The organism is Bacillus sp. Bos-x628 (assembly GCF_040500475.1).
In the GTDB taxonomy this organism is placed as follows: Bacteria; Bacillota; Bacilli; order Bacillales; family Bacillaceae; genus Bacillus; species Bacillus maqinnsis.
The window spans coordinates 1,218,754-1,239,513 of sequence record NZ_CP159358.1 but is presented as its reverse complement, the minus strand read 5'-3'; the positions used below and the strand labels follow the sequence as shown (position 1 = coordinate 1,239,513).

Below are 20,760 nucleotides of genomic sequence, written 5' to 3'. Positions count from 1 at the left end.
TTTTTCACTTTTCCTTGTAAGACTAGGTGGTGACCAAACAGCATTTCCATCAAAGACGAGATTTCGTTTCTTTAGCTGTTCCGTGATAGTTGACATGTGCTTTTGCCCCCTTATCTTTCTGGTGAATGTAATTCGTCAGTTCTGCTGTTAAATCTGATCGAAGGAAAGGTGTAATTAAATAAATGCCATTAAACAGATCGCAAGCAGTGTCTATTAAAGAGCGGGCTATCGCTAACCCTTCTGTTCGCTGTTTTTCCTTGTCATCCCCTGCTTTTGCCATGATGTCACGAATCGAGTCAGACAGCTTGATGCCTGGGATTTCATGGTGAATAAATTCTGCATTCCGGCTACTTGTTAAAGGCATAATGCCGATGTAAATCGGTTGATCGAGGTGACGGATTTCCTCATGAATTTTCACAAGCTGTTCCTCTGAATAAACTGGCTGTGAGATGAAATAATCAGCACCGTATTCTACTTTTTTCTCAAGGCGTTTGACGGCTTTATCAATATGACGAACATTTGGATTAAACGCTCCTGCCACGGAAAAATTGGTCTTTTTACCAAGCGGTTTGCCTGAGAAGGAGAGTCCTTCATTAAATTGTTTAATCAGACGGATCAGATCAAAGGACGTTAAATCATAAACAGACGTTGCTCCTGGGAAGTCACCGATTTTTGAAGGGTCGCCTGTAATCGCTAAAATATCGGTTAATCCGAGAGTATCAAGTCCCATCAAATGTGATTGCAATCCGATTAAATTGCGATCTCGACAAGTAATATGAACAAGTGAACGCATATCGAGTTGCTGCTTCAGCAAAGCGCCGCATGCCACATTGCTAATGCGCGGGGTGGCAAGGGAATTATCGGCTAACGTCAGAGCATCAATGCCTGCTTTCTTTAATTCTTTCGCAGCAGTAAGAAATTTTTCAAAGTTGAGCTTCTTTGGCGGGTCCAGTTCCACGATGATTGACCGCTTTTGAATGGCAAGCTCGTCAAGCCCAGGTTCTGTGCGTTGATCTTGGAGTGAAATGCTTTCTTCTTTTAAAATTTTGACTTTTTTTTCTTTGACCGGCGCTAAATCTTTTACAGCTTCCGCCATGGCTCGGATATGCTGAGGGGTCGTTCCGCAGCAGCCACCGATAAGACGGGCACCTTGATTTCTAAACTCTAGTGCACTCTTTCGGAAATAATCATTATCTGTATCATAGACAAGTCTACCTTTTTCAAGAGATGGTAGACTGCTGTTTGGATAGACAGATAAATAAGAATTTTCAAAAAGCGGCACACCTTCGAGTGCCTGAATCATATGATAGGGACCTAGTCTGCAGTTAATGCCGACGACATCAGCTCCAAGAGAGGATAATTCAGATAAACCGTCATGGAGCGGCGTTCCATCTTGCAGGACACCTTGTTCGTGCATGGATACGTTCATGACAATAGGGAGTTCCGTTTCTTTGCGTGCGATGTGTAGAACCGCCTTTGCTTCTTCGAGGTCGTAATAGGTTTCAAGTAATAGTCCGTCAGGCTGTTCATTTAATAGAAGATACAACTGCTCTCTAAAGCTTCGTTTAATTTCCTCAATGGAGTATGCATTTTTGTTAAACGTTCGGATGCCGCCAATCGTTCCGAGTACATAAGCAGAGCCTGCGGCTGCTTTGGCAATTTGCATAGCTTTTGTATTGATACGTTTCGTTTCTTCTTCTAAACCGTAGCGGGATAGTTTAATATAATTCGCTCCATACGTGTTCGTTTGGATGATGTCAGCTCCCGCCTGTACGTACGCCTCATGTACCCTTTTGACTTCATCTTCCTTTGATAGATTTAATTCTTCAAAGCAGCGATCAATTCCATAAGAATATAAAAGTGTTCCCATTGCTCCATCAGCAATCAGCACGCGGTTTTGTAAATCTTGTAATAGGCCCATTGTATTCCTCCTTATTTCTATGTAACAAAAAAAGCCTTCTGATAAGAAGAAGACTTTTTGAAAGTATCGTAATTCTTCTCCTTATCTTCCAAGCAGTAGCTTGCTGGATTTAGCACCTTGGTTATAGAAAGTGTTTGTCTATTACACCGGTTGCTGAGGCTTCACAGGGCCAGTCCCTCTGCCTCTCTCGATAAGAAAGCAATATGAATCTGTCAATGAATTGAACTTCCATTAACTGTATCGAAAAAATCGGAAATAATCAATGGAAAATTTAAAATTTATCGAAAATTTATAAATTGGACATCAATCGGCAAATCAGCTTTGCGAATAAGTGAAATGACTTCCTGTAAATCATCCTTATTTTTCCCTGTCACACGCACTTGATCATCTTGGAATTGAGACTTCACCTTGAGACCAGATTGCTTAATGAGTGTGTTGATTTTTTTAGCATTGTCTTTATCAATTCCGCTAATCAGTTTTGCACGTTGACGTACAGTCCCGCCAAGTGCATGCTCGGTTTTGCCGTAGTCGATATTTTTTGTCGGTACATTTCGTTTAATGAGTTTTGACACAAGCACATCTTTTAGCTGCTCTAGCTTGAAGTCATCGTCTGAGATGAGAACGAGCTCTTCTTTCTCTAATGAAATATCACTTTTACTTCCTTTGAAATCATAACGGTTTTTGATTTCTTTTAAAGCTGCTTGAATGGCGTTTTGCACCTCTGGTAATTCGATCTTCGATACAATGTCAAACGAACTTTCTTTTGCCATGACTCATGACCTCCAAGTATTAGATAATGCGTCTATCTTATCATGCAAATGGGGATAGAAGAAACGTTAGCGCATTGATAGGTCAATGAGTTCAAGCTCTTTCTGTATAAATCACCTACGGATTGTCCACTTTAGCTAACAAAACTAGAGATGTTCATGTGCTAAGAAGTATAGTAGAATAAAGTGAAATCAAATGATGAACGAATGCTCTTTATGGGCAGATAGGAAGGAAGAGAACATGAGACCAGGTGAGCAAGTGACCTTGCAAATAGAGAAAGAGATGGAGTACGGATACTTTTTGACAGATGGCGAAGATTCTGTCCTCTTACATCGTAGTGAGGTCACAGAAGATATTGAAGATAGAGATGAAGTGGATGTCTATCTATATGTAGATCATGAAGAGAGACTAGCAGCTACAATGAAAAAGCCTATTATTAACGCACATACATACGGATGGGTTGAAGTCGTTGATGTTGTAGAGGATATGGGCGTATTTGTTGATGTCGGGTTATCAAAAGATGCACTTGTGGCAACAGAACACCTCCCGCCTTTTGAAGAAGCATGGCCCAAAAAAGGAGACCGGCTTTACTGTATGCTAAAAGTCACAAGCTACGGGAGATTGTTCGCAAAACCAGCCACAGAAGATATCATCAGTAAGCTGTTTACCGAAGCACCTAATACCATTATGAACAAAGACATAACAGGGACGATTTACCGCTTGATTGCGACAGGCTCCTTTATGCTGACAGATACAGGAATTAGAGGGTTTATCCATCGCACAGAACGAAAGGAAGAACCAAGACTTGGATCTACTGTCACAGGTCGTGTCATTGCAGTGAAAGAGGATGGAACCGTTAACGTCTCTCTCCTTCCTAGAAAACAGGACGCATTATCAGTTGATGCAGAACAGATCTTAACTTATATGAGAAACAGAAATGGTGCGATGCCCTATTGGGACAAAAGTGACCGAGATGATATTCGCGAAAGGTTTCAAATGAGTAAGGCCGCTTTTAAACGAGCATTAGGTCACTTGATGAAAAATGGCCTAATTGATCAAAAAGAAGGCTGGACATATGAGAAAAAGTGAGCAGTTGCTCAATCAGGCTGTCGAGATTTTCTCGACAGCCTGATTTTTCCACTTATCATTGAAACAACATCACCGAAATCCGATAAAAAGAGTAAGTTGATAAAAGGAGTGTGTGGATGACATTTCTTCTGATGGCAGCCATGTTGATTGTGCTCGCCTCATGCAGCAATCAAACAGGCAGAACGACCGAAACAAATGTGAAGCGGATTGGCGTCATGCTGACAGACTAGGGTCCCCCCTACATATGTAGGGAAGGGTGCTTTTATGATGGGTTGCCTGTAAAAAAGATTGCAAGCGTTCCAGGTCCTGAATGAGACCCAACGGCTGCACCAATGATATTGATATCAATATCTTTTGGATGAAATGCTGTTTCTATCAATTGTCTCATATCCTCTGCAAGTGCAGGGTCATCGCCATGGCTGATCCCAACAGTTTGATTTGACCAGTCTGTTCCACGCTCTTTCATCAGTTCGATAATTCGTTTGAGTAGTTTTTTACGTCCCCGGATTTTCTCAAGCGGAACAAGCTTTCCATCCTCTACGTGTAAAATAGGTTTAATGCTCAAAAGACCGCCAACAAAAGCTGATGCTTTAGTGATTCTTCCCCCTCTTGCTAAGTACGATAAATCGTCTACAGTAAAAATATGTTGTAAAGATCCACAAAAATGCTTTACAGACGTTTCAATTTCTTGTATTGTATTTCCGTCAATGGCAAGTGTCTGAGCGTGTTTGACAGCCAGTCCATAGCCGAGTGAAGCACATTTAGAATCAATGATTCGTAAATCGAAGTCTGGATATTCTTCCTTTACTTCGTTTGCCATCATGACGGCTGTTTGATATGTACCTGAAAGCTCTGATGAAAAAGCGACATAAAGTGCGGCTGTATGAGTTTGTGCAAGGGATACAAAGGCTTCTTTGATCCTGTTTGGTGAAGGTTGTGAAGTTTTTGGACTTTCGCCTTGTCTCATTGCATCAAATACTTGTTTTGGCTCAATTGTGATTAAATCCTCAAATTCCTGCTCACCAAGTAATACACGTAGCGGAATGAGTGTTATGTTATGTTCATCATAATAAGAAAGAGGCAGGTCAGCAGCACTGTCTGCTATGATATGAACAGTCATAAAAATCCCTTCTTTCTGAATGAAATCTGCAAAATTACATCTTTTTAGCCTAACTATATCATAGAAATCATCCTTTTCGTGTTCAAATTCTAATTTTTAGGGAAAACCATAGAGAGAATGGTAAGTGGAGGAATGACATCATGTTTATTGGAGAAGCAAAAAAACTTATTGTCGTTGTTATTGGTGCATTATTAAATGCGATTGGACTTAATTTATTCTTAATTCCGGCTGACGTATATGCGAGCGGTTTTACCGGAGTAGCACAGCTGTTATCCAGTGTAATTGATGAATATGCACCATTTTATTTATCGACTGGGGTTCTATTATTTGTATTAAACATTCCAGTAGGGATTTTAGGCTGGATGAAGGTTGGTCGTTCCTTTACTCTATATAGCATAATCAGTGTTGCCTTAACGACCATTTTCCTCGGCATCTTACCGGAGACGAGCGTTTCTGAAGATATTTTATTGAATGCTGTGTTCGGCGGTGTCATTTCTGCACTTGGCATCGGGATTACGCTAAAATACGGGGCATCAACAGGTGGACTCGATATTATTGCGATGATTTTAGCAAAATGGAAAGATAAGCCTGTTGGCACGTATTTCTTTATTTTAAACGGAATCATCATTTTTACAGCAGGATTATTACAAGGTTGGGAGAAAGCATTATATACCCTTGTGACATTATATGTGACCACAAGGGTCATTGATGCGATTCATACGAGACATGAGAAACTGACGGCCATGATTGTGACGAAGAAAGCCGATGAAATCAAAGAAGCCATTTATGGAAAAATGGTAAGAGGAATCACCACTGTACCTGCTAAAGGCGCATTTACCAACGAGCCAAAAGCAATGATGGTGATTGTCATTACAAGGTATGAGCTGTATGAACTTGAACGAATTATAAAGGAAGTCGATCCAAAAGCCTTTACGAATATTGTCCAAACGACCAATATTCTTGGATTTTTCAGAAGAGATTAAAAAGGTGGGAAAGAAGATGAAAAAACTTTTGGTGCTTCTTTTCATTCCATTGATTTTAGCGGCTTGTGGTTCTCAAAAGAATGACGAACCAGAAAAGGAGGTATCTGGTCAAATGGGAGAAAAAACGGCAGTGCTCACAATCGACCCTGTCCAGAAAGGTGCTTCGGTTCAATTTCAAATGTCATTGAAAAATCGATCTGATCATGATATTGAATTTACATTTAATACAAGTCAGAAGTTTGAATTACGTGTCTATGATGAAAATGGAAATGAAAAATACCGTTACTCGAAAGATCGTATGTTCACACAAGCCATCCAATCATTTGTCTTAAAGGCAAATGAAACGTATGATTTTCAAGATACATGGTCAAGTGGTGTAGAGCCTGGAACTTATGAAGTGGTTGTATCGTTCAAGGGGAAAGCGGAAGGGCTTAAGCAAATCACGGAGAAGAAAATGTTCCAAGTAAAGTAAAGCATAAGAAAAAGCTGTCCAACACCGGACAGCTTTTTAAGTGAAAGATCATCAAGCAGCAGCTCTTGGAAGGTATGAAGCTGGTTTCTTTCTGCATCTGTAGAACTTGCAAAGGCAGATGATACAGCATTTTTTGCTCGCTTTACAGCTTTTTGACGCTCTGACCCAGATTGAAATGAAGAAGTAAAAGCTTCTTCAGTAAATGATTTGGCTTGATCAAAAAGTTCGTTTCTCACAATGAACCTAAAGAAGCATTTGTCTTCTTATTTCCTTGGTCTGTAGCTTCTTCAAGTGTAGATCGATAAGGAAAACGTGCGTCATGAAGACTGACTGAATCTTTACCTTGTTGTATAAAGCGTTTCGACTTGCTTCTCTTACCCATTCGGATCCGCCCCTTCAAACAAGCTGACAGGTTGCCCTGTCTAAAGCTTAGTATAACCGCTTCCTTCTTCTATGTATGAATGGAAAAAATTAAAGCGCGAAATAATTTGTTAAGAACTTAGCAATTCCATCTTGTTCATTTGTATCTGCAATCTCATTTGATACCCTTTTCACAGCATCAACTCCATTGCCCATCGCAACACCGCATCCAGCAAACTGAAGCATTTCTAAATCATTGTCTTCATCCCCAAATGCGATTATTCGTTCTTGCGGAATGCCGTAATAATCGCTAATTTTTTGCAGACCAACCGCTTTATTTATTCCTGACTTAATGATTTCAATGACGTGCCATGGAGCGGCCCATCTTCTGTGATCAATCACTTCTGCGTGAACATCTGTTAAATAGCCTCGAATGGCTCCCACGTCTTCTTCTTTTGCGTGAATTAAGATACTTGTGACATTCTCTAAAAGAGTGTCCCTTAAGTCCCCGACGGTCACTTTATTGGCGTTCATATTAAATATATCAATGAGTTTTTCATCATGATAATGGAAATATAAATCGTCTAAGACTTCAGCTAACACATTGTGCACCTGATACTCTTCACTAATGTCTACAAGCTGCTTGACTACTTGAAGGTCAAGCGACGTGTGGAATCTGCCCCATTTTTCATCGAGAGGATGATGGACAAATGCCCCGTTAAAGTTCACGATCGGTGAATTGAGCTTTAGTTGATTATAATAAGGAGAGCTGGAACGATATGGCCGGCCCGTTGATATACACACATGATGCCCGCTATCTCTCACTTTTTGAATGACGTCAAGTGTGCGTGAAGAAATGGTTTTATCATCTTTCAATAATGTGCCATCCAGGTCAAGTGCGATTAGATAAGGTTTGGTCTCCATAAAATCTCCTTTGATCTGTAAGTGATAGGAGGCAATATGTCCTCTGCCTCTAACTATAGTGTATCTTTATCACATCTTTATTGTCTACATGTTAAAATAAACAAAGACGGGAATGATAAAGGAGGATTCATAGGCTGTGATCACCATTGATGAGCAAATTACGCGCGATATTCCATTTTTACATATCGTAAAAGCTGAAAATAAAGAAAAACCGCTGCCGCTTGTATTTTTCATACACGGGTTTACCAGTGCACGTGAGCACAACTTACACTTCGCCTTTCATTTGGCGGAAAAAGGCATGAGAGTCATTTTGCCTGACTGTGCTTATCATGGTGTAAGATCAGAAAACCTCAGCTTAGAGGAACTAGCATCAAAGTTCTGGGAAATTGTCCTGAACGAAATTCGTGAAATCGACATACTCAAAACACATTTTCAAGAAAAACAATTGATTAAAGCCGATCTGATAGGCGTCGCTGGTACATCCATGGGAGGCATCACCACCTTTGGCGCACTTGCAAAGCATGATTGGATTAAAGCGGCCGTCAGCTTAATGGGCAGTCCGAAATATACGACTTTTCTAAAGGCACAAATCATGGACATGCGTCACAAAGGTCTTATGAAAGAGTTGACAGATGATGACGTGAACAAGCAATTAGAAGCCTTGCGTCCTTATGATTTAACCCTGCACACAGATCGGCTTAAGAAAAGACCACTTTTATTCTGGCATGCTGAAAATGACCCTGTTGTCCCATATCGCCATGCAAAAGAGCTTTATGATGAGTTAGCGGCGACCCAATATCAGCATGACCCGCACCTGATTCGTTTTATCACAGATGAACAAGCAGGTCACAAGGTCTCAAGACAAGCGATGTTTGAAACGATTGACTGGTTTGTGACACATCTGAAAAGCACAAACGTTTAGTCAAAAGAAAAAGTACGTTATACTAGTGGAAAAGGAGTGGATATCATGGATGAAGCATTGAAAGAAAACATTTTAGGCGCCTTGGAACAGGTGATTGACCCTGAGTTGAATGTAGATATCGTCAATCTTGGGCTTGTCTATGATGTCAATCTTGATGAGAATGGAAAAGCGGATATCACCATGACATTGACATCAATGGGTTGCCCTCTTGCACCAATTATCGTTGATGAGGTAAAAAAAGCATTAAGTGACTTACCTGACGTGAAAGAAACAGAGGTTCACATTGTTTGGAACCCGCCTTGGACAAGAGACAAAATGTCAAGATATGCGAAAATCGCTCTTGGTATTCAATAAGATCATGTGTTAAACGCCTGATACGAGATAAACTCGTATCAGGTTTTCTTTACCGTTCATTTCATTTTTATGCAAGCTCCTGATCATATTTATGCAGTGCGCTCATGGTATGAAACAATACAGAAACAAAGATAAATCCGTATGTCTCGTGAAAGATATGCGGATTTTTTCATGAAAAAAATGAAAACAAATATTAAATATACAATTGAATTAATTTTTATACATGATATAATGTTAAATAATTTCACAAAGATCAAGAGGGTGTATTGACGTTGAAAATAGGTATTATAGGTGCTACGGGGTACGGTGGTGTGGAATTAGTTCGTATCTTAAAGCAGCATCCGCATGTGGACGAATGTATATTGTATTCATCAAGTGATGATGGGCAATCATACAGCAATTCTTATCCGCATCTAACAAACATTTCAGATCAAACATTAAAGGCAATAGAGCCGGAGACTATTGTTAAAGAAACGGATGCTGTATTTTTAGCGACACCAGCAGGCGTATCAAGTAAATTGACACCACAGCTCATGAACCAAGGAGTGCCTATCATTGATTTGTCGGGTGATTTGCGAATTCAAGATGGAGCAACATACGAAGCTTGGTATAAACGACGGGCAGCGGATGAAGCATCCGTCCAACAAGCTGTGTACGGTTTATCTGAACTGAATCGAGAAAAAATTGAGCAGGCTGAAGTGATTGCAAACCCAGGCTGTTTTCCAACCGCAGTCCTTCTTGGCTTAGCACCTCTGATGAAACAGAACTTGATGGATGAATCAATGATAATCGTTGATGCCAAAACAGGGGTTTCTGGTGCGGGGAGAACTGCATCACTTGGAACGCATTTTTCAGAGTTGAACGACAACTTTAAAATTTATAAGGTGAATGAGCATCAACATACACCTGAAATAGAACAAGTATTAAGAGAATGGAATCCGCAAACGACAAACATCACATTTTCAACGCATCTTGTCCCAATGACAAGAGGGATTATGGCGACGATGTATACACAATTAAAGTCAGATCTAGCGCAAGAAGATTTAATGCAGCATATGAAAGGTTTTTATGAAGATTCCTATTTTGTCAGAGTTAGAGATTATGGAATTTATCCTCAGACAAAAGAAGTATACGGCAGTAACTTCTGTGACATCAGCTTTCATTTAGATGAACGAACAGGCAGACTGACGATCGTATCGGTGATAGATAATTTAATGAAAGGCGCAGCCGGTCAAGCGGTTCAAAACTTCAATATCATCAAAGGCTTAAATGAAGAGGCGGGTCTCACAATGACACCTCTTTATCCATAAGAACAGGGGAGAGCGCAAACATGATTGAATTGAATGAAAAAAGCATTGTCAAAATAGACGGTGACGTATCATCACCTAAGGGCTTTGAAGCGAAGGGGATTCATATTGGATTGCGCTATTCAAAAAAAGACCTTGGGCTGATTATCAGTGAAGTACCAGCGACAAGCGCTGCTGTATACACACAAAGTCACTTTCAAGCAGCACCGCTACAAGTCACGCAAAAAAGCCTAAAAAAGACTGGGCGATTAAAAGGAGTCATTGTCAACAGTGCCATTGCCAATGCATGTACGGGAGAGCAGGGTTTGAAGGATGCATATGAAATGCAGGCAGCCTGTGCAGACATGTTAGGAATAGAGTCCGATTATATTGCAGTTTGTTCTACTGGTGTCATTGGAGAATGCCTTGATATGGCTAAAATCAAAAAAGGCATCATGCAGCTAAAAGAAGCAAAAGCAGAGCAAGGTCATTTTGAAGAAGCCATTTTAACAACAGATACGGTCATTAAAAATACAACTTACACCCTTACGATAGACGGTAAAGAAATTATCATTTCAGGTGCAGCAAAGGGTTCAGGTATGATTCATCCGAATATGGCGACAATGCTTGGCTTTGTCACAACAGATGCGAATGTAGAGCAGGAAGCTCTGCAACAAGCGCTTCGCGACATTACGGATGTGACTTTTAATCAGATTACGGTCGATGGAGAGACATCAACAAACGATATGGTACTCGTGATGGCAAATGGAATGGCTGAAAATAATGTGCTAAATGAAGAGCATCCAGAATGGCCATTGTTTAAAGAAGGCTTAAAGCTAGCTTGTGAGGATTTAGCGAAAGAGATTGCAAGAGATGGAGAAGGTGCGACCAAATTAATTGAAGCGAAAGTCGTCGGCGCTAAAAATAATCTGGAAGCAGGCATTATTGCCAAAAAAATCGTTGGCTCAAGTCTCGTCAAAACAGCCGTATATGGAACAGACGCAAACTGGGGACGAATTGTTGGAGCGATTGGTCATAGCACAGCGTCCGTTACACCAGAAGAGGTAGAAGTCTATTTAGGCGGCCAGTGTCTATTCAAGCATAATGAACCGCAGCCTTTCTCAGAAGAGGAAGCAAAAGCGTATCTAGAACAAGATGAGATCACGATTTTGATTGAAATGAGTGAAGGAGAAGGTGAAGCGGCGGCATGGGGCTGTGACCTTACCTATGATTACGTGAAAATTAACGCGAGTTATCGCACATAATGAAGGGGTTTGACATGAATAAAACGATTGTGTTCAAGTGTGGAGGAAGTGTCATTCGAGAACTTTCAGATACATTTTTTGAAAATGTTCGCTCGCTTCAAGAGGCTGGCTTTAAATTAGTGATCGTCCATGGCGGAGGTCCTGAGATCACCGATATGCTACAAAAATTAGAAGTGAAAACTGAATTTGTTGACGGACAGCGTAAAACAACGAAGCCTGTCTTAGAGGTAGCGGAGATGGTCCTTTCTGGTACTGTTAATAAATACTTTGTTTCAGAATTGGCAAAACACGATATTTCATCTGTCGGTGTGTCTGGAAAAGACGGACAGATGCTTGTGGCAGATTTTCTTGATCAAGACCTTTACGGTTATGTTGGCGAAATTAAAGAAGTTAATCCTGCAATGGTAGAAGCGTTGATGGAAAAACAATTCATTCCTGTCATTGCACCGCTATCGATGACAGAAGAGTGTCAAACATTAAATGTCAATGCAGATTTAGCTGCATCAGCCGTTGCTGGAGCAATAAAGGCTGATAAATTAATGTTCGTAACAGATGTTGAAGGCATCTTGAAAAATGGCCATTTATTAGATGTTGTGACTGAACAAGAAGCACTTTCACTCATCAATGAAGGAATTATTTCCGGGGGAATGATCCCGAAGGTGCAATCGGCATTAACGGCTTTATCTGGAGATGTCGACGAGGTCATGATTGTGAATGGGAAAGGCAGTTTTTTTACTGGGGAATCATTTAAAGGAACACGAATTGTGAAACAAAAGGAGGCGGTCCTGTGAGTCATCTCTTTCAAACATATAGCCGGTGGAATATTGAAATTAAAGAGGCAGCAGGTTCTTGGGCGATTGATACAAGCGGGAAAAAGTATTTAGACTTTATTCAGGGGATTGCGGTAACGAATTTAGGTCACAATCATCCAAATGTCAATCAAGCAATAAAGAAACAACTTGATCAAGTATGGCATGTGTCCAACTTATTTGAAAATGGACTGCAAGAAAAAGCGGCAGAAAAGCTGGTAGCAAACAGTTCAGGAGACCTTGTGTTTTTCTGCAATAGTGGTGCTGAGGCGAATGAAGGTGCCATAAAATTAGCCCGTAAAGCAACAGGAAAGACGAATATTGTGACATTTTTACACTCTTTCCACGGGCGCACATATGCTGGTATGGCTGCTACAGGTCAAGATAAAATCAAAACCGGTTTTGGTCCAATGCTAGAAGGGTTTCATTACTTGCCTTATAACGACCTTGAAGCAATCTCCACATGTAAAGTCAATGATATCGCAGCGGTCATGCTAGAAGTCGTGCAAGGTGAGGGCGGAGTGAATCCCGCTAAAGCAGAATTTCTTCAGGCTGTTCAAGCGTTCTGTCAAAAACATCAGGCACTGCTCATTATTGATGAAATACAAACGGGCATTGGACGCACAGGTGAAGCATTCGCTTACGAACATGCGAATCTTGACCCTGATATTATTTCAGTTGCGAAAGGGTTGGGTAACGGTTTCCCAGTCGGTGCGATTATAGGAAAAAAAGCATTAGGAGAAGCCTTCTCACCAGGTTCACATGGAACGACTTTTGGTGGAAACATGCTCGCAATGGCGGCAGTAAACGCTACACTCGATCTCGTATTTAATAATGAGTTTCTTTCTGAAGTTAAGGAAAAAGGCGCTTATTTATTATCAAAACTGCAAGCCGTCAAACAACTGAACATCGTAAAGGAAGTGCGCGGCAAAGGACTGATGGCTGGCATCGAATGTTATCAGCCAGTAGGAGAATACATTACAGCCCTAAGAAAGCAAGGACTATTAGTTCTTCCGGCTGGACCGAATGTCATCCGTCTATTACCTCCGCTTAATGTAGAGACAATTGAGATGGATCAAGCAATAGAAGCCATTATCCATGTTCTATCAAATGAAACTGTGACGGTGTAAATTTTTTTGCACCATTACGCATAAAAATACATTTATATTATTAATTATTCAATCTGGGGTGACACAATCATGAAAGGTTATTTAAATTTAGAAGATGGTGCCTCTTTTGAAGGAGATCTGACAGGAGACGCTGGCATAACGGGTGAAGTGGTATTTTTTACAGGTATGACAGGTTATCAAGAGGTGCTTACAGATCCTTCATATAAAGGACAGATCATTGTTTTCACATATCCGCTGATCGGAAATTATGGAATTAACCATGAGGACTTTGAGAGCAAGAAACCGCAAGTAAAAGCAGTTGTCGTATATGAAGCAGCAGAGCATTTTTCGCATCATCTTGCAGCGGTGAGCCTGAAAGATTATTTACAAAAGTGGAACATCCCGCTTCTTACTCATACAGACACTCGGGCAGTTGTTCAAAACATACGAGCAAATGGCACAATGAACGCTATTATAAGCTTAGACGCAAACGAAGCTCCGCCTGCAATGAAAGAAATCAATGTTGTCGAACAGGTAACAGAGAGTGAGATTCACACACAAGGTAGTGGAAAAGAGCATGTGGCGCTAATTGACTTTGGCTTTAAGAAGTCAATTGCAGACTCTCTTGAGGCACGCGGCTGCAAAGTAACGGTGATTCCATATAAACAAATGGAAAAAGTGTTTGACATCAAGCCAGATGCGATTTTGCTGTCAAACGGCCCTGGAAATCCGAAAACAATGAAGCCATATTTGAACATCATTCATCAAATGATGATGACTTTCCCGACGCTCGGCATCTGCTTAGGCCATCAATTAATTGCTCTTGCACTAGGAGGGGATACGTATAAGCTTCCCTTTGGACATCGCGGTGCGAACCATCCTGTTCAAGATACAGAATCAAAACGAGTTTTTATGACAAGTCAAAACCACAGTTATGTTGTAAATGAAAAAAGCATGAATCACAAAGAAGTGGATGTGAAATTTTTACACGTGAATGATGGATCTGTAGAAGGATTGATTCATAAAGAAAAGCTGATTATGTCGGTTCAATTTCACCCGGAAGCACACCCAGGACCTGCTGAAAGTGAATGGGTATTCGATGATTTTATTGAGAAAGTGAAACAAGCAAGGAGAGAAGTTGCACATGCCTAAAGATCAAAGCATACACACCATTCTAGTCATCGGGTCTGGTCCAATCATTATTGGTCAGGCAGCAGAATTTGATTATTCTGGAACGCAAGGATGTATGGCCTTAAAGGAAGAGGGGTACAAAGTCATCCTAGTAAATAACAACCCAGCAACGATTATGACAGACGAGTCATTTGCTGATGAAATTTATTTTGAACCGCTTTCAATTGATTCAGTGACACGTATCATTGAAAAGGAAAAGCCAGATGGTCTTTTAGCCAACCTTGGCGGACAGACGGCACTAAATCTTGCTGTCGAGTTAGAAAAAAACGGTGTGCTGAAAAAGCATGGTGTCAAGCTACTCGGAACGTCTGTTGAAACAATTGAAAACGGTGAAGATCGTGAGAAATTTAGAGCCCTCATGAAGCACTTAAACGAACCGGTCCCAGATAGTGAGATTGTTGATAATGTTAAAGATGCCCTTCAATTTGCAAAAGAAGTTGGCTTCCCAGTGATTATTCGACCAGCTTATACTCTTGGCGGTAAAGGAGGAGGGATCGCTTTAACTGAAGAAGCATTTATGCCGCTCATTGAAGGAGCCCTTCTAGCGAGTCCGATTCACCAGTGTTTAGTTGAAAAAAGCATTGCAGGATTTAAAGAAATTGAATATGAGGTCATGAGAGATCGTCAAAATACATGTATCACTGTTTGTAATATGGAAAACATCGATCCTGTTGGTGTGCATACAGGAGACTCGATTGTCGTAGCGCCGTCTCAAACATTAACAGATCAGGACTATCAGATGCTTCGATCAGCTAGTCTGAAAATCATTTCAGCGTTAGATGTAGTCGGCGGGTGCAACATCCAATTTGCTCTCGATCCACTCAGTAAAGAATACTTTGTGATTGAAGTGAATCCTCGGGTCAGCCGTTCTTCTGCTCTTGCGTCAAAAGCAACAGGTTACCCAATTGCGAAAATGGCTGCAAAGCTAGCAGTGGGTTACACATTAGATGAATTGAAAAATCCGCTGACAGGAACAACATATGCAAGCTTTGAGCCTGCACTCGATTATGTCGTGGTCAAATTCCCGCGCTGGCCATTTGATAAATTTAAACATGCAGATCGCAAATTAGGAACAAAAATGAAAGCCACTGGTGAAGTTATGGCCATTGACCGAAATTTAGAGTCTGCTATTCAAAAAGCGGTCGCATCACTTGAGATAAAAACAAATGGGTTCCACTTACCTGAACTGAAAGAACTAACGACTGAGGTGTTACTTGATTTGATCAAGACGCCAGATGATCGTCGTTTTTTTGCAGTCATGGAACTTCTCTCTAGAGAAGAAACGGTTGCAACCATCCATCATGTGACAAAAATTGATCCATTTTTCTTGCACGTGTTTCAGCATATGATTTCACTTGAACAAGAACTAAAAGACAATAAAGGAACACTCTCACGATCACTTTTGCAAAAAGTGAAAGAAAAAGGCTTTCTCGATCAAACAATCGCTTCTCTCACTGGAAGCAGTCAAGATGACATCAGGCAGCTTCGTAAAGAGTACGGGATTTCCGCAGCATTTAAAATTGTGGATACATGTGCTGCAGAATTTGATGCGAAAACGAATTACTTTTATTCAACGTACTTTGGAAAAAGTGATGGAGAGCATCACCTGAAAACAAAGCAGCGTGCGCTGATTATCGGATCTGGTCCAATACGGATCGGGCAGGGAGTCGAGTTTGATTATAGTGCAGTGCATGGCGTTCTTACTTTGCAAAAGCTTGGATTTGAGACAATCATGATGAACAACAATCCGGAAACGGTGAGCACGGATTATGAGATTGCAGATCGTTTATATTTTGAACCCATCACACTTGAACATATTTTAAACGTAGTAGAAGCGGAACAAATTGACTTTGTCATTGTCCAATTTGGTGGTCAAACAGCTATCAACGTAGCTGAAGGGTTAGAAAAAGCCGGCGTGACACTATTAGGTACGTCCTTTGACACATTAGATGCACTAGAAGATCGTGATTTATTTTACCAGCTTCTTGATGAGCTTGAACTCCCTCATGCAAAAGGGGACACCGCTCAATCAAAAGAAGAAGCACTCGCACATGCAGAAAGCATCGGTTATCCTGTGTTAATTCGTCCATCCTATGTCATTGGCGGAATGGGCATGATCATTGTTCAAAATGAAGATGATTTGATGTCACTTCTTGATCAGCCAGATCATTTGCCATATCCAATCTTGATAGACGAATATGTCACGGGGAAAGAACTAGAAGTTGATCTCATTTCCGACGGAGAGAATACATTTATCCCAACCATTATCGAGCATATTGAAAAAGCTGGGGTACATTCAGGTGACAGCTTTGCCATTTTGCCAAGTGTCTCCATCAATGAGGAAATAAAACAGCAGGTGTATATTGCATCTGAACAAATAGCAAAAAAATTGAAATTCAAAGGCATTATGAATATTCAATACGTCATAAAAGATGGGAAAGCGCTTGTTTTAGAGGTCAATCCTCGTGCCAGCCGAACCGTACCAGTAGTCAGCAAGGTGATGGGTATTGAGATGATCCCTATAGCAACAAGACTACTAGCTGGTGCGACGCTGCAAGAACTGAACCTTTCAATGAAGAACAAGGGCGGCACGGCAGTTAAATTTCCAGTGTTCTCATCACATGCCATTCAAGATATTGATTTAAAATTGACACCTGAAATGAAAGCTACTGGGGAAGGCATGTGTGTAGGTAAGAACGTTGAGAGCGCCTTGAAAAAAGTGTTTGCTTCAATCTGGAGTCAGAAAGGGAGCGTCTATATTCAAGGTAGTGAGCTGTTAATAGATGAAGTGAAGCAAGCAGGTTTTGACGTCTGGACAGGCAGCTTTGAAAGTTGGCTGCAAACTGATCATAAATTACTTCACATTCATTTAGGTGAAGGTGAACAGGCGAAAGAACAACGCGTCAAAGCACTGACTCATGGTGTGCAAGTGCTGACTGAATATGAAACAGCCAATGCATTCCTCAAAGGGAAAAATGGAGATGTGTCACCTGTATCTCTCCATGAATTATATAAAAAGGAAGTGATGGCATGAGCCAAGTGGACGTACAACCGGTATTATACGGAAAAGACTTTTTATCTTTAAAAGATTTTTCAATTAAGGACATTGCTTACTTGATTGAAAAAGCGGAAGAAATGAAACAACAACCATATCAGGATTTATTCAAAGGGAAAACACTTGCGATGATATTTGAAAAATCCTCTACAAGAACCCGTGTATCGTTTGAAGCAGGAATGACGCAACTAGGGGGGCATGCCCTATTTCTGAGCTCAAATGACTTGCAAATTGGCAGAGGAGAATCCATTAGAGATACTGCTCAGGTGTTATCTGGCTACGTAGATGGAATCATGATCCGAACCTTTGCTCATGAAAAGGTTGAGGAACTTGCAAAATACGCATCCATTCCAGTCATTAATGGGCTGACCGACTTCTCACATCCTTGTCAGGCACTTGCTGATTTACTAACCATTAAAGAAACAAAAGGTAAACTAAAAGGAGTCAAAGTCGCTTATATTGGCGATGGAAATAACGTGGCGCATTCCTTAATGGTCGGCTGTGCGCAGCTTGGCTGTGACATTGCTGTCGCATCACCCAAAGGATATGAACCACTTCAGGAGGTGACAGACACAGCGATTGAGTTTGCTAAACAATCTGGTGCAAAAGTGTTTGTGACAACAAATCCTGTCGTTGCTGTTCAAGATGCTGATGTCATCTATTCAGATGTTTTTACAAGCATGGGGCAGGAGACAGAAACAGAAAAACGTCTTGCTGAATTTAAAGAATATCAAGTAAATGATGAACTCATGCGTCATGCAGCAGCAGATTACACGTTTCTCCATTGTCTGCCTGCACACCGCGGAGAAGAAGTGACGGCTGACATTATTGATGGTCCGCACTCTAAAGTATTTCAGCAGGCAGAAAATCGCTTGCATGTGCAAAAAGCATTAATTAAAGAGCTCATGTATAACCAAACAACATAATGGATAGCAGTCCCTGACTCTTTTGAGCAGGGACTTTGGTTGTTGAAAAGGAAAACATGACTGGTCACATATGAGACCATCTATAATTAGAACGTAAGATTTAGATCAATTCTTGAAAAATGAACTGGAGAGTGATATAGCTTTAGTTACTCAGCTTTTATAGTATCACTTTGATATCTTTTCACCATGAATTGAAAACCCTTGAAGTCTAGGAAGACCCAAGTAACTTGTAAGGAGCGAATCTGAAATTTGTGAGCACCAACGCAAAAAGAAGAGCTGCAGGGGTTAATGAATTTTGGAAGCAAGAAAAGAATTTTATACAACAAGGGATTGGACTAATGAACAGATACAAGAGATTTTAAAAGAAAATAAGCCTCAATATAATGGGCACTCAATAATTGGACATCATACTTACATTGCTATGCATTATCACATATATGTAATAAGGGAGAATTAATTTATCCTGTAACTGGCATGGACATTTAAAGGCATGGTGGAATTTATAGTAAAAATGTACTTGGTAGACCTGTTAATCCTTTTAAAAGCCGAAGCATGCGGCTTCAAACCGATGAACGACACGAAAAAAAGCGATTTTCCGATCGGAAAATCACTCAATTTCATATTGAAAAATGGAGTATGGAAGAGCAGCGTTGAAGGGCTTTAGGATCGTCGTCAGAGATCGTTAGAACAACTTGATTGGTAGCAACCTGCAATTCAATTTCTTCCATTCCTCTAAATCCTCTACAAGTTTCAACGTGCCGAAGACTCCGAAAATTACTGCCATAATAGAAACAGAAAGGGGAAAAATCGGCTCCTTCGTACTCATATAGCATTGTATATCGCATTTAAATCGACGCGGTATCGCTTGCCTTGATGCTCTTAACGATCTGCGACAAATGTTGTTACGCTTTGAGCTGGAAGATGGGCCCAAAAATGATTGTCCGTTACATTGAGATTCGTCCCAGGTTGAAGATTGCCGCTACTGCTTGTTATCCATCTAGATACTTGAGAAGCTGATCCATTCTGCAAAACAAAGTTTTGGTTGACCCCTGTGTCGCTTTTATTAATGGCAACAATAACGATCTTGTCTTCACTTTTATAGACTGACACGTAAACGTTCTCATTAGGATTTTTCGTTGCATCAACCCTTACATAGCCAGGGCGCACAAACTTCGAGAAATGAGCCATATTGTAACCGCGTTTGCTGATTGTACCGTCTTCTTTCATAGGACCATATGATCTGCGGATGTACCACCAAACATAAGCTTGAAAATCTCCTTCTACCATTGAATTGTGAATATGATGTGAAACATCCAATGCCTCGGGCCATCGATCTGCTGAGTTGCTATCACTATTCGGATAGTATACTTCCGTCATCCAAAGCTCTTTCCCTCCTCCGTTTTGTTTGAAAAGAGGATAAGGGAATTGACTGATTTGAGTACCGTACAGGTGAGCTCCAAGAATATCCATATTTTCAAGAGCCTGCGGATCGTTCAAAATCGGGTCTGACATATTTTTCAGGTACTGAAATGATTCCGGTGCAATGACACGCGCATTAATTGAGCCGGCATTTTCTCTCATAAAACGAAGCATTTCTTGCGGAGTCCACCACGTCCAGTCGTGTGCATAATCAGGCTCGTTTTGAACGGAAATCGCATAAAGATCCACACCATTACTTTTCATGTAGGCAACAAAATCGTTAAGATGCTGGGCATACGCATCGTACATATCGTATTTGAGCCGTTTTGCCGATGTATCACCATCACGATTGAAGGTCTCAACCATGTCACTTGGAGGATTCCATGGTGAAGCAATGACTAATGCTCCTTGCTCTATCGCTTTTTTTGCAGTTGCTACTTCTCTGTACCAATTATTACTGTTATCGTCTACATAGATTCTAAGAATAGAAAAACCTAACTGATTCTGTCCATTTCCAAAAGCGGTTTCTCTTTGAGGTGCTGTCAAATCTCCAATCCAAGCCGGATGGTTCATTCCTCCAAAACCGCGAATCACTTGTTTTTCTGCAGATAAATTAATGGTTACGTCACTTGCTGCCAAAACGTCAGTAGCTCCTGGCTCGATTAGCATTACTGCCAGCATAGTGAATAATACCATTAACACACAAATTGACTTTTTTACGTATGACATCATTGTTCCACTCCTTCATATGTCTTTTACGTAATTGGAAACATATGTTTGGTCTTCT

18 protein-coding genes, 1 pseudogene and 1 riboswitch are annotated in these 20,760 nt (G+C 40.7%); of the genes and pseudogenes, 12 read left to right on the top strand and 7 right to left on the bottom strand.

The genetic code is table 11. The annotated features are described in order from the left end of the window. Nucleotides 1-49: 49 nt before the first annotated feature. Nucleotides 50-1,921: a bifunctional homocysteine S-methyltransferase/methylenetetrahydrofolate reductase gene (locus ABVJ71_RS06505; RefSeq protein WP_353856158.1), complete on the bottom strand. Its 1,872-nt coding sequence runs from the start codon at nt 1,919-1,921 to the stop codon at nt 50-52. A gap of 78 nt (nt 1,922-1,999) precedes the next feature. After that, nucleotides 2,000-2,118, bottom strand: a riboswitch (SAM riboswitch). Between the two features lie 81 nt (nt 2,119-2,199). Continuing rightward, nucleotides 2,200-2,691 carry a YajQ family cyclic di-GMP-binding protein gene (locus ABVJ71_RS06500; RefSeq protein ID WP_353856157.1) on the bottom strand — a complete coding sequence of 164 codons (492 nt, stop codon included), beginning with the start codon at nt 2,689-2,691 and terminating at the stop codon, nt 2,200-2,202. A gap of 238 nt (nt 2,692-2,929) precedes the next feature. On the opposite strand from ABVJ71_RS06500, the gene ABVJ71_RS06495 reads away from it, so the two are divergent. Further along, nucleotides 2,930-3,778 (top strand): S1 RNA-binding domain-containing protein, encoded by an 849-nt coding sequence (locus ABVJ71_RS06495; protein WP_353856156.1) that lies wholly within the window; start codon nt 2,930-2,932, stop codon nt 3,776-3,778. Between the two features lie 262 nt (nt 3,779-4,040). Here ABVJ71_RS06495 and ABVJ71_RS06490 read toward each other — a convergent pair whose 3' ends face one another. Then, on the bottom strand, nt 4,041-4,898 hold the full coding sequence (locus ABVJ71_RS06490; RefSeq protein WP_353856155.1) for a DegV family protein: 858 nt from the start codon (nt 4,896-4,898) through the stop codon (nt 4,041-4,043). 140 nt (nt 4,899-5,038) lie between these two features. Here ABVJ71_RS06490 and ABVJ71_RS06485 point away from each other — a divergent pair, with 140 nt between their 5' ends. Both ABVJ71_RS06485 and ABVJ71_RS06480 read left to right on the top strand, forming a co-directional pair. Next, nucleotides 5,039-5,881, top strand: a complete 843-nt coding sequence (locus tag ABVJ71_RS06485) for a YitT family protein (protein WP_353856154.1) — start codon at nt 5,039-5,041, stop codon at nt 5,879-5,881. A 16-nt stretch (nt 5,882-5,897) separates the two neighbouring features. Beyond that, nucleotides 5,898-6,353 (top strand): BsuPI-related putative proteinase inhibitor, encoded by a 456-nt coding sequence (locus tag ABVJ71_RS06480; protein ID WP_353856153.1) that lies wholly within the window; start codon nt 5,898-5,900, stop codon nt 6,351-6,353. A gap of 44 nt (nt 6,354-6,397) precedes the next feature. Here the strand turns inward: ABVJ71_RS06480 and ABVJ71_RS06475 are convergent. The 3 genes and pseudogenes from ABVJ71_RS06475 to ABVJ71_RS06465 all read right to left on the bottom strand — a co-directional run. Continuing rightward, nucleotides 6,398-6,589, bottom strand: a pseudogene (locus ABVJ71_RS06475) (DUF3813 domain-containing protein); the annotation flags it as partial. After that, on the bottom strand, nt 6,586-6,735 hold the full coding sequence (locus ABVJ71_RS06470; RefSeq protein WP_353856152.1) for a competence protein: 150 nt from the start codon (nt 6,733-6,735) through the stop codon (nt 6,586-6,588). The gene ABVJ71_RS06470 and the pseudogene ABVJ71_RS06475, both read right to left, overlap by 4 nt. Before the next feature lie 89 nt (nt 6,736-6,824). Continuing rightward, the gene (locus ABVJ71_RS06465; protein ID WP_353856151.1) at nt 6,825-7,637 is read right to left on the bottom strand and encodes a Cof-type HAD-IIB family hydrolase; all 813 of its coding nucleotides are present in this window, start codon (nt 7,635-7,637) and stop codon (nt 6,825-6,827) included. Nucleotides 7,638-7,773: 136 nt separating this feature from the next. Between ABVJ71_RS06465 and ABVJ71_RS06460 the strand changes: the two genes are divergently transcribed. From ABVJ71_RS06460 to argF, 9 genes are all read left to right on the top strand, one after another. After that, nucleotides 7,774-8,559, top strand: coding sequence for an alpha/beta fold hydrolase (locus ABVJ71_RS06460; RefSeq protein ID WP_353856150.1), 786 nt, complete (start codon nt 7,774-7,776; stop codon nt 8,557-8,559). A gap of 45 nt (nt 8,560-8,604) precedes the next feature. Continuing rightward, a complete protein-coding gene (locus tag ABVJ71_RS06455) occupies nt 8,605-8,913 on the top strand; it encodes a metal-sulfur cluster assembly factor (RefSeq protein ID WP_353856149.1) in 309 nt (102 codons plus the stop codon). A 272-nt stretch (nt 8,914-9,185) separates the two neighbouring features. Then, a complete protein-coding gene (gene argC / locus ABVJ71_RS06450) occupies nt 9,186-10,223 on the top strand; it encodes an N-acetyl-gamma-glutamyl-phosphate reductase (RefSeq protein WP_353856148.1) in 1,038 nt (345 codons plus the stop codon). Nucleotides 10,224-10,243: 20 nt separating this feature from the next. Further along, nucleotides 10,244-11,464, top strand: coding sequence for a bifunctional ornithine acetyltransferase/N-acetylglutamate synthase (argJ, locus tag ABVJ71_RS06445; RefSeq protein WP_353856147.1), 1,221 nt, complete (start codon nt 10,244-10,246; stop codon nt 11,462-11,464). Between the two features lie 14 nt (nt 11,465-11,478). Then, nucleotides 11,479-12,255 (top strand): acetylglutamate kinase, encoded by a 777-nt coding sequence (gene argB / locus ABVJ71_RS06440; RefSeq protein WP_353856146.1) that lies wholly within the window; start codon nt 11,479-11,481, stop codon nt 12,253-12,255. Beyond that, nucleotides 12,252-13,403: an acetylornithine transaminase gene (locus ABVJ71_RS06435; RefSeq protein ID WP_353856145.1), complete on the top strand. Its 1,152-nt coding sequence runs from the start codon at nt 12,252-12,254 to the stop codon at nt 13,401-13,403. The genes argB and ABVJ71_RS06435 overlap by 4 nt, the downstream gene beginning before the upstream one ends. Nucleotides 13,404-13,472: 69 nt before the next feature. Then, on the top strand, nt 13,473-14,534 hold the full coding sequence (locus tag ABVJ71_RS06430) for a carbamoyl phosphate synthase small subunit (protein WP_353856144.1): 1,062 nt from the start codon (nt 13,473-13,475) through the stop codon (nt 14,532-14,534). Then, nucleotides 14,527-17,607 carry a carbamoyl phosphate synthase large subunit gene (locus ABVJ71_RS06425; RefSeq protein WP_353856143.1) on the top strand — a complete coding sequence of 1,027 codons (3,081 nt, stop codon included), beginning with the start codon at nt 14,527-14,529 and terminating at the stop codon, nt 17,605-17,607. Before ABVJ71_RS06430 ends, ABVJ71_RS06425 begins: the two co-directional genes overlap by 8 nt. Then, a complete protein-coding gene (gene argF / locus ABVJ71_RS06420; protein ID WP_353856142.1) occupies nt 17,604-18,554 on the top strand; it encodes an ornithine carbamoyltransferase in 951 nt (316 codons plus the stop codon). Before ABVJ71_RS06425 ends, argF begins: the two co-directional genes overlap by 4 nt. Nucleotides 18,555-19,433: 879 nt before the next feature. Here the strand turns inward: argF and ABVJ71_RS06415 are convergent. Then, nucleotides 19,434-20,705, bottom strand: coding sequence for a glucuronoxylanase (locus tag ABVJ71_RS06415; RefSeq protein ID WP_353856141.1), 1,272 nt, complete (start codon nt 20,703-20,705; stop codon nt 19,434-19,436). Nucleotides 20,706-20,760 lie beyond the last annotated feature (55 nt).

Excerpts from the sequence above, each read along its gene's own strand:
- ABVJ71_RS06415 (WP_353856141.1), bottom strand. The coding sequence starts at position 20,705 with ATGATGTCATACGTAAAAAAGTCAATTTGTGTGTTAATGGTATTATTC.
- argF (WP_353856142.1), top strand. The coding sequence starts at position 17,604 with ATGAGCCAAGTGGACGTACAACCGGTATTATACGGAAAAGACTTTTTA.
- ABVJ71_RS06425 (WP_353856143.1), top strand. The coding sequence starts at position 14,527 with ATGCCTAAAGATCAAAGCATACACACCATTCTAGTCATCGGGTCTGGT.
- ABVJ71_RS06430 (WP_353856144.1), top strand. The coding sequence starts at position 13,473 with ATGAAAGGTTATTTAAATTTAGAAGATGGTGCCTCTTTTGAAGGAGAT.
- ABVJ71_RS06495 (WP_353856156.1), top strand. The coding sequence starts at position 2,930 with ATGAGACCAGGTGAGCAAGTGACCTTGCAAATAGAGAAAGAGATGGAG.
- argJ (WP_353856147.1), top strand. The coding sequence starts at position 10,244 with ATGATTGAATTGAATGAAAAAAGCATTGTCAAAATAGACGGTGACGTA.
- ABVJ71_RS06490 (WP_353856155.1), bottom strand. The coding sequence starts at position 4,898 with ATGACTGTTCATATCATAGCAGACAGTGCTGCTGACCTGCCTCTTTCT.
- ABVJ71_RS06465 (WP_353856151.1), bottom strand. The coding sequence starts at position 7,637 with ATGGAGACCAAACCTTATCTAATCGCACTTGACCTGGATGGCACATTA.
- argB (WP_353856146.1), top strand. The coding sequence starts at position 11,479 with ATGAATAAAACGATTGTGTTCAAGTGTGGAGGAAGTGTCATTCGAGAA.
- ABVJ71_RS06455 (WP_353856149.1), top strand. The coding sequence starts at position 8,605 with ATGGATGAAGCATTGAAAGAAAACATTTTAGGCGCCTTGGAACAGGTG.
- ABVJ71_RS06505 (WP_353856158.1), bottom strand. The coding sequence starts at position 1,921 with ATGGGCCTATTACAAGATTTACAAAACCGCGTGCTGATTGCTGATGGA.
- ABVJ71_RS06485 (WP_353856154.1), top strand. The coding sequence starts at position 5,039 with ATGTTTATTGGAGAAGCAAAAAAACTTATTGTCGTTGTTATTGGTGCA.
- ABVJ71_RS06470 (WP_353856152.1), bottom strand. The coding sequence starts at position 6,735 with ATGGGTAAGAGAAGCAAGTCGAAACGCTTTATACAACAAGGTAAAGAT.
- ABVJ71_RS06500 (WP_353856157.1), bottom strand. The coding sequence starts at position 2,691 with ATGGCAAAAGAAAGTTCGTTTGACATTGTATCGAAGATCGAATTACCA.
- ABVJ71_RS06480 (WP_353856153.1), top strand. The coding sequence starts at position 5,898 with ATGAAAAAACTTTTGGTGCTTCTTTTCATTCCATTGATTTTAGCGGCT.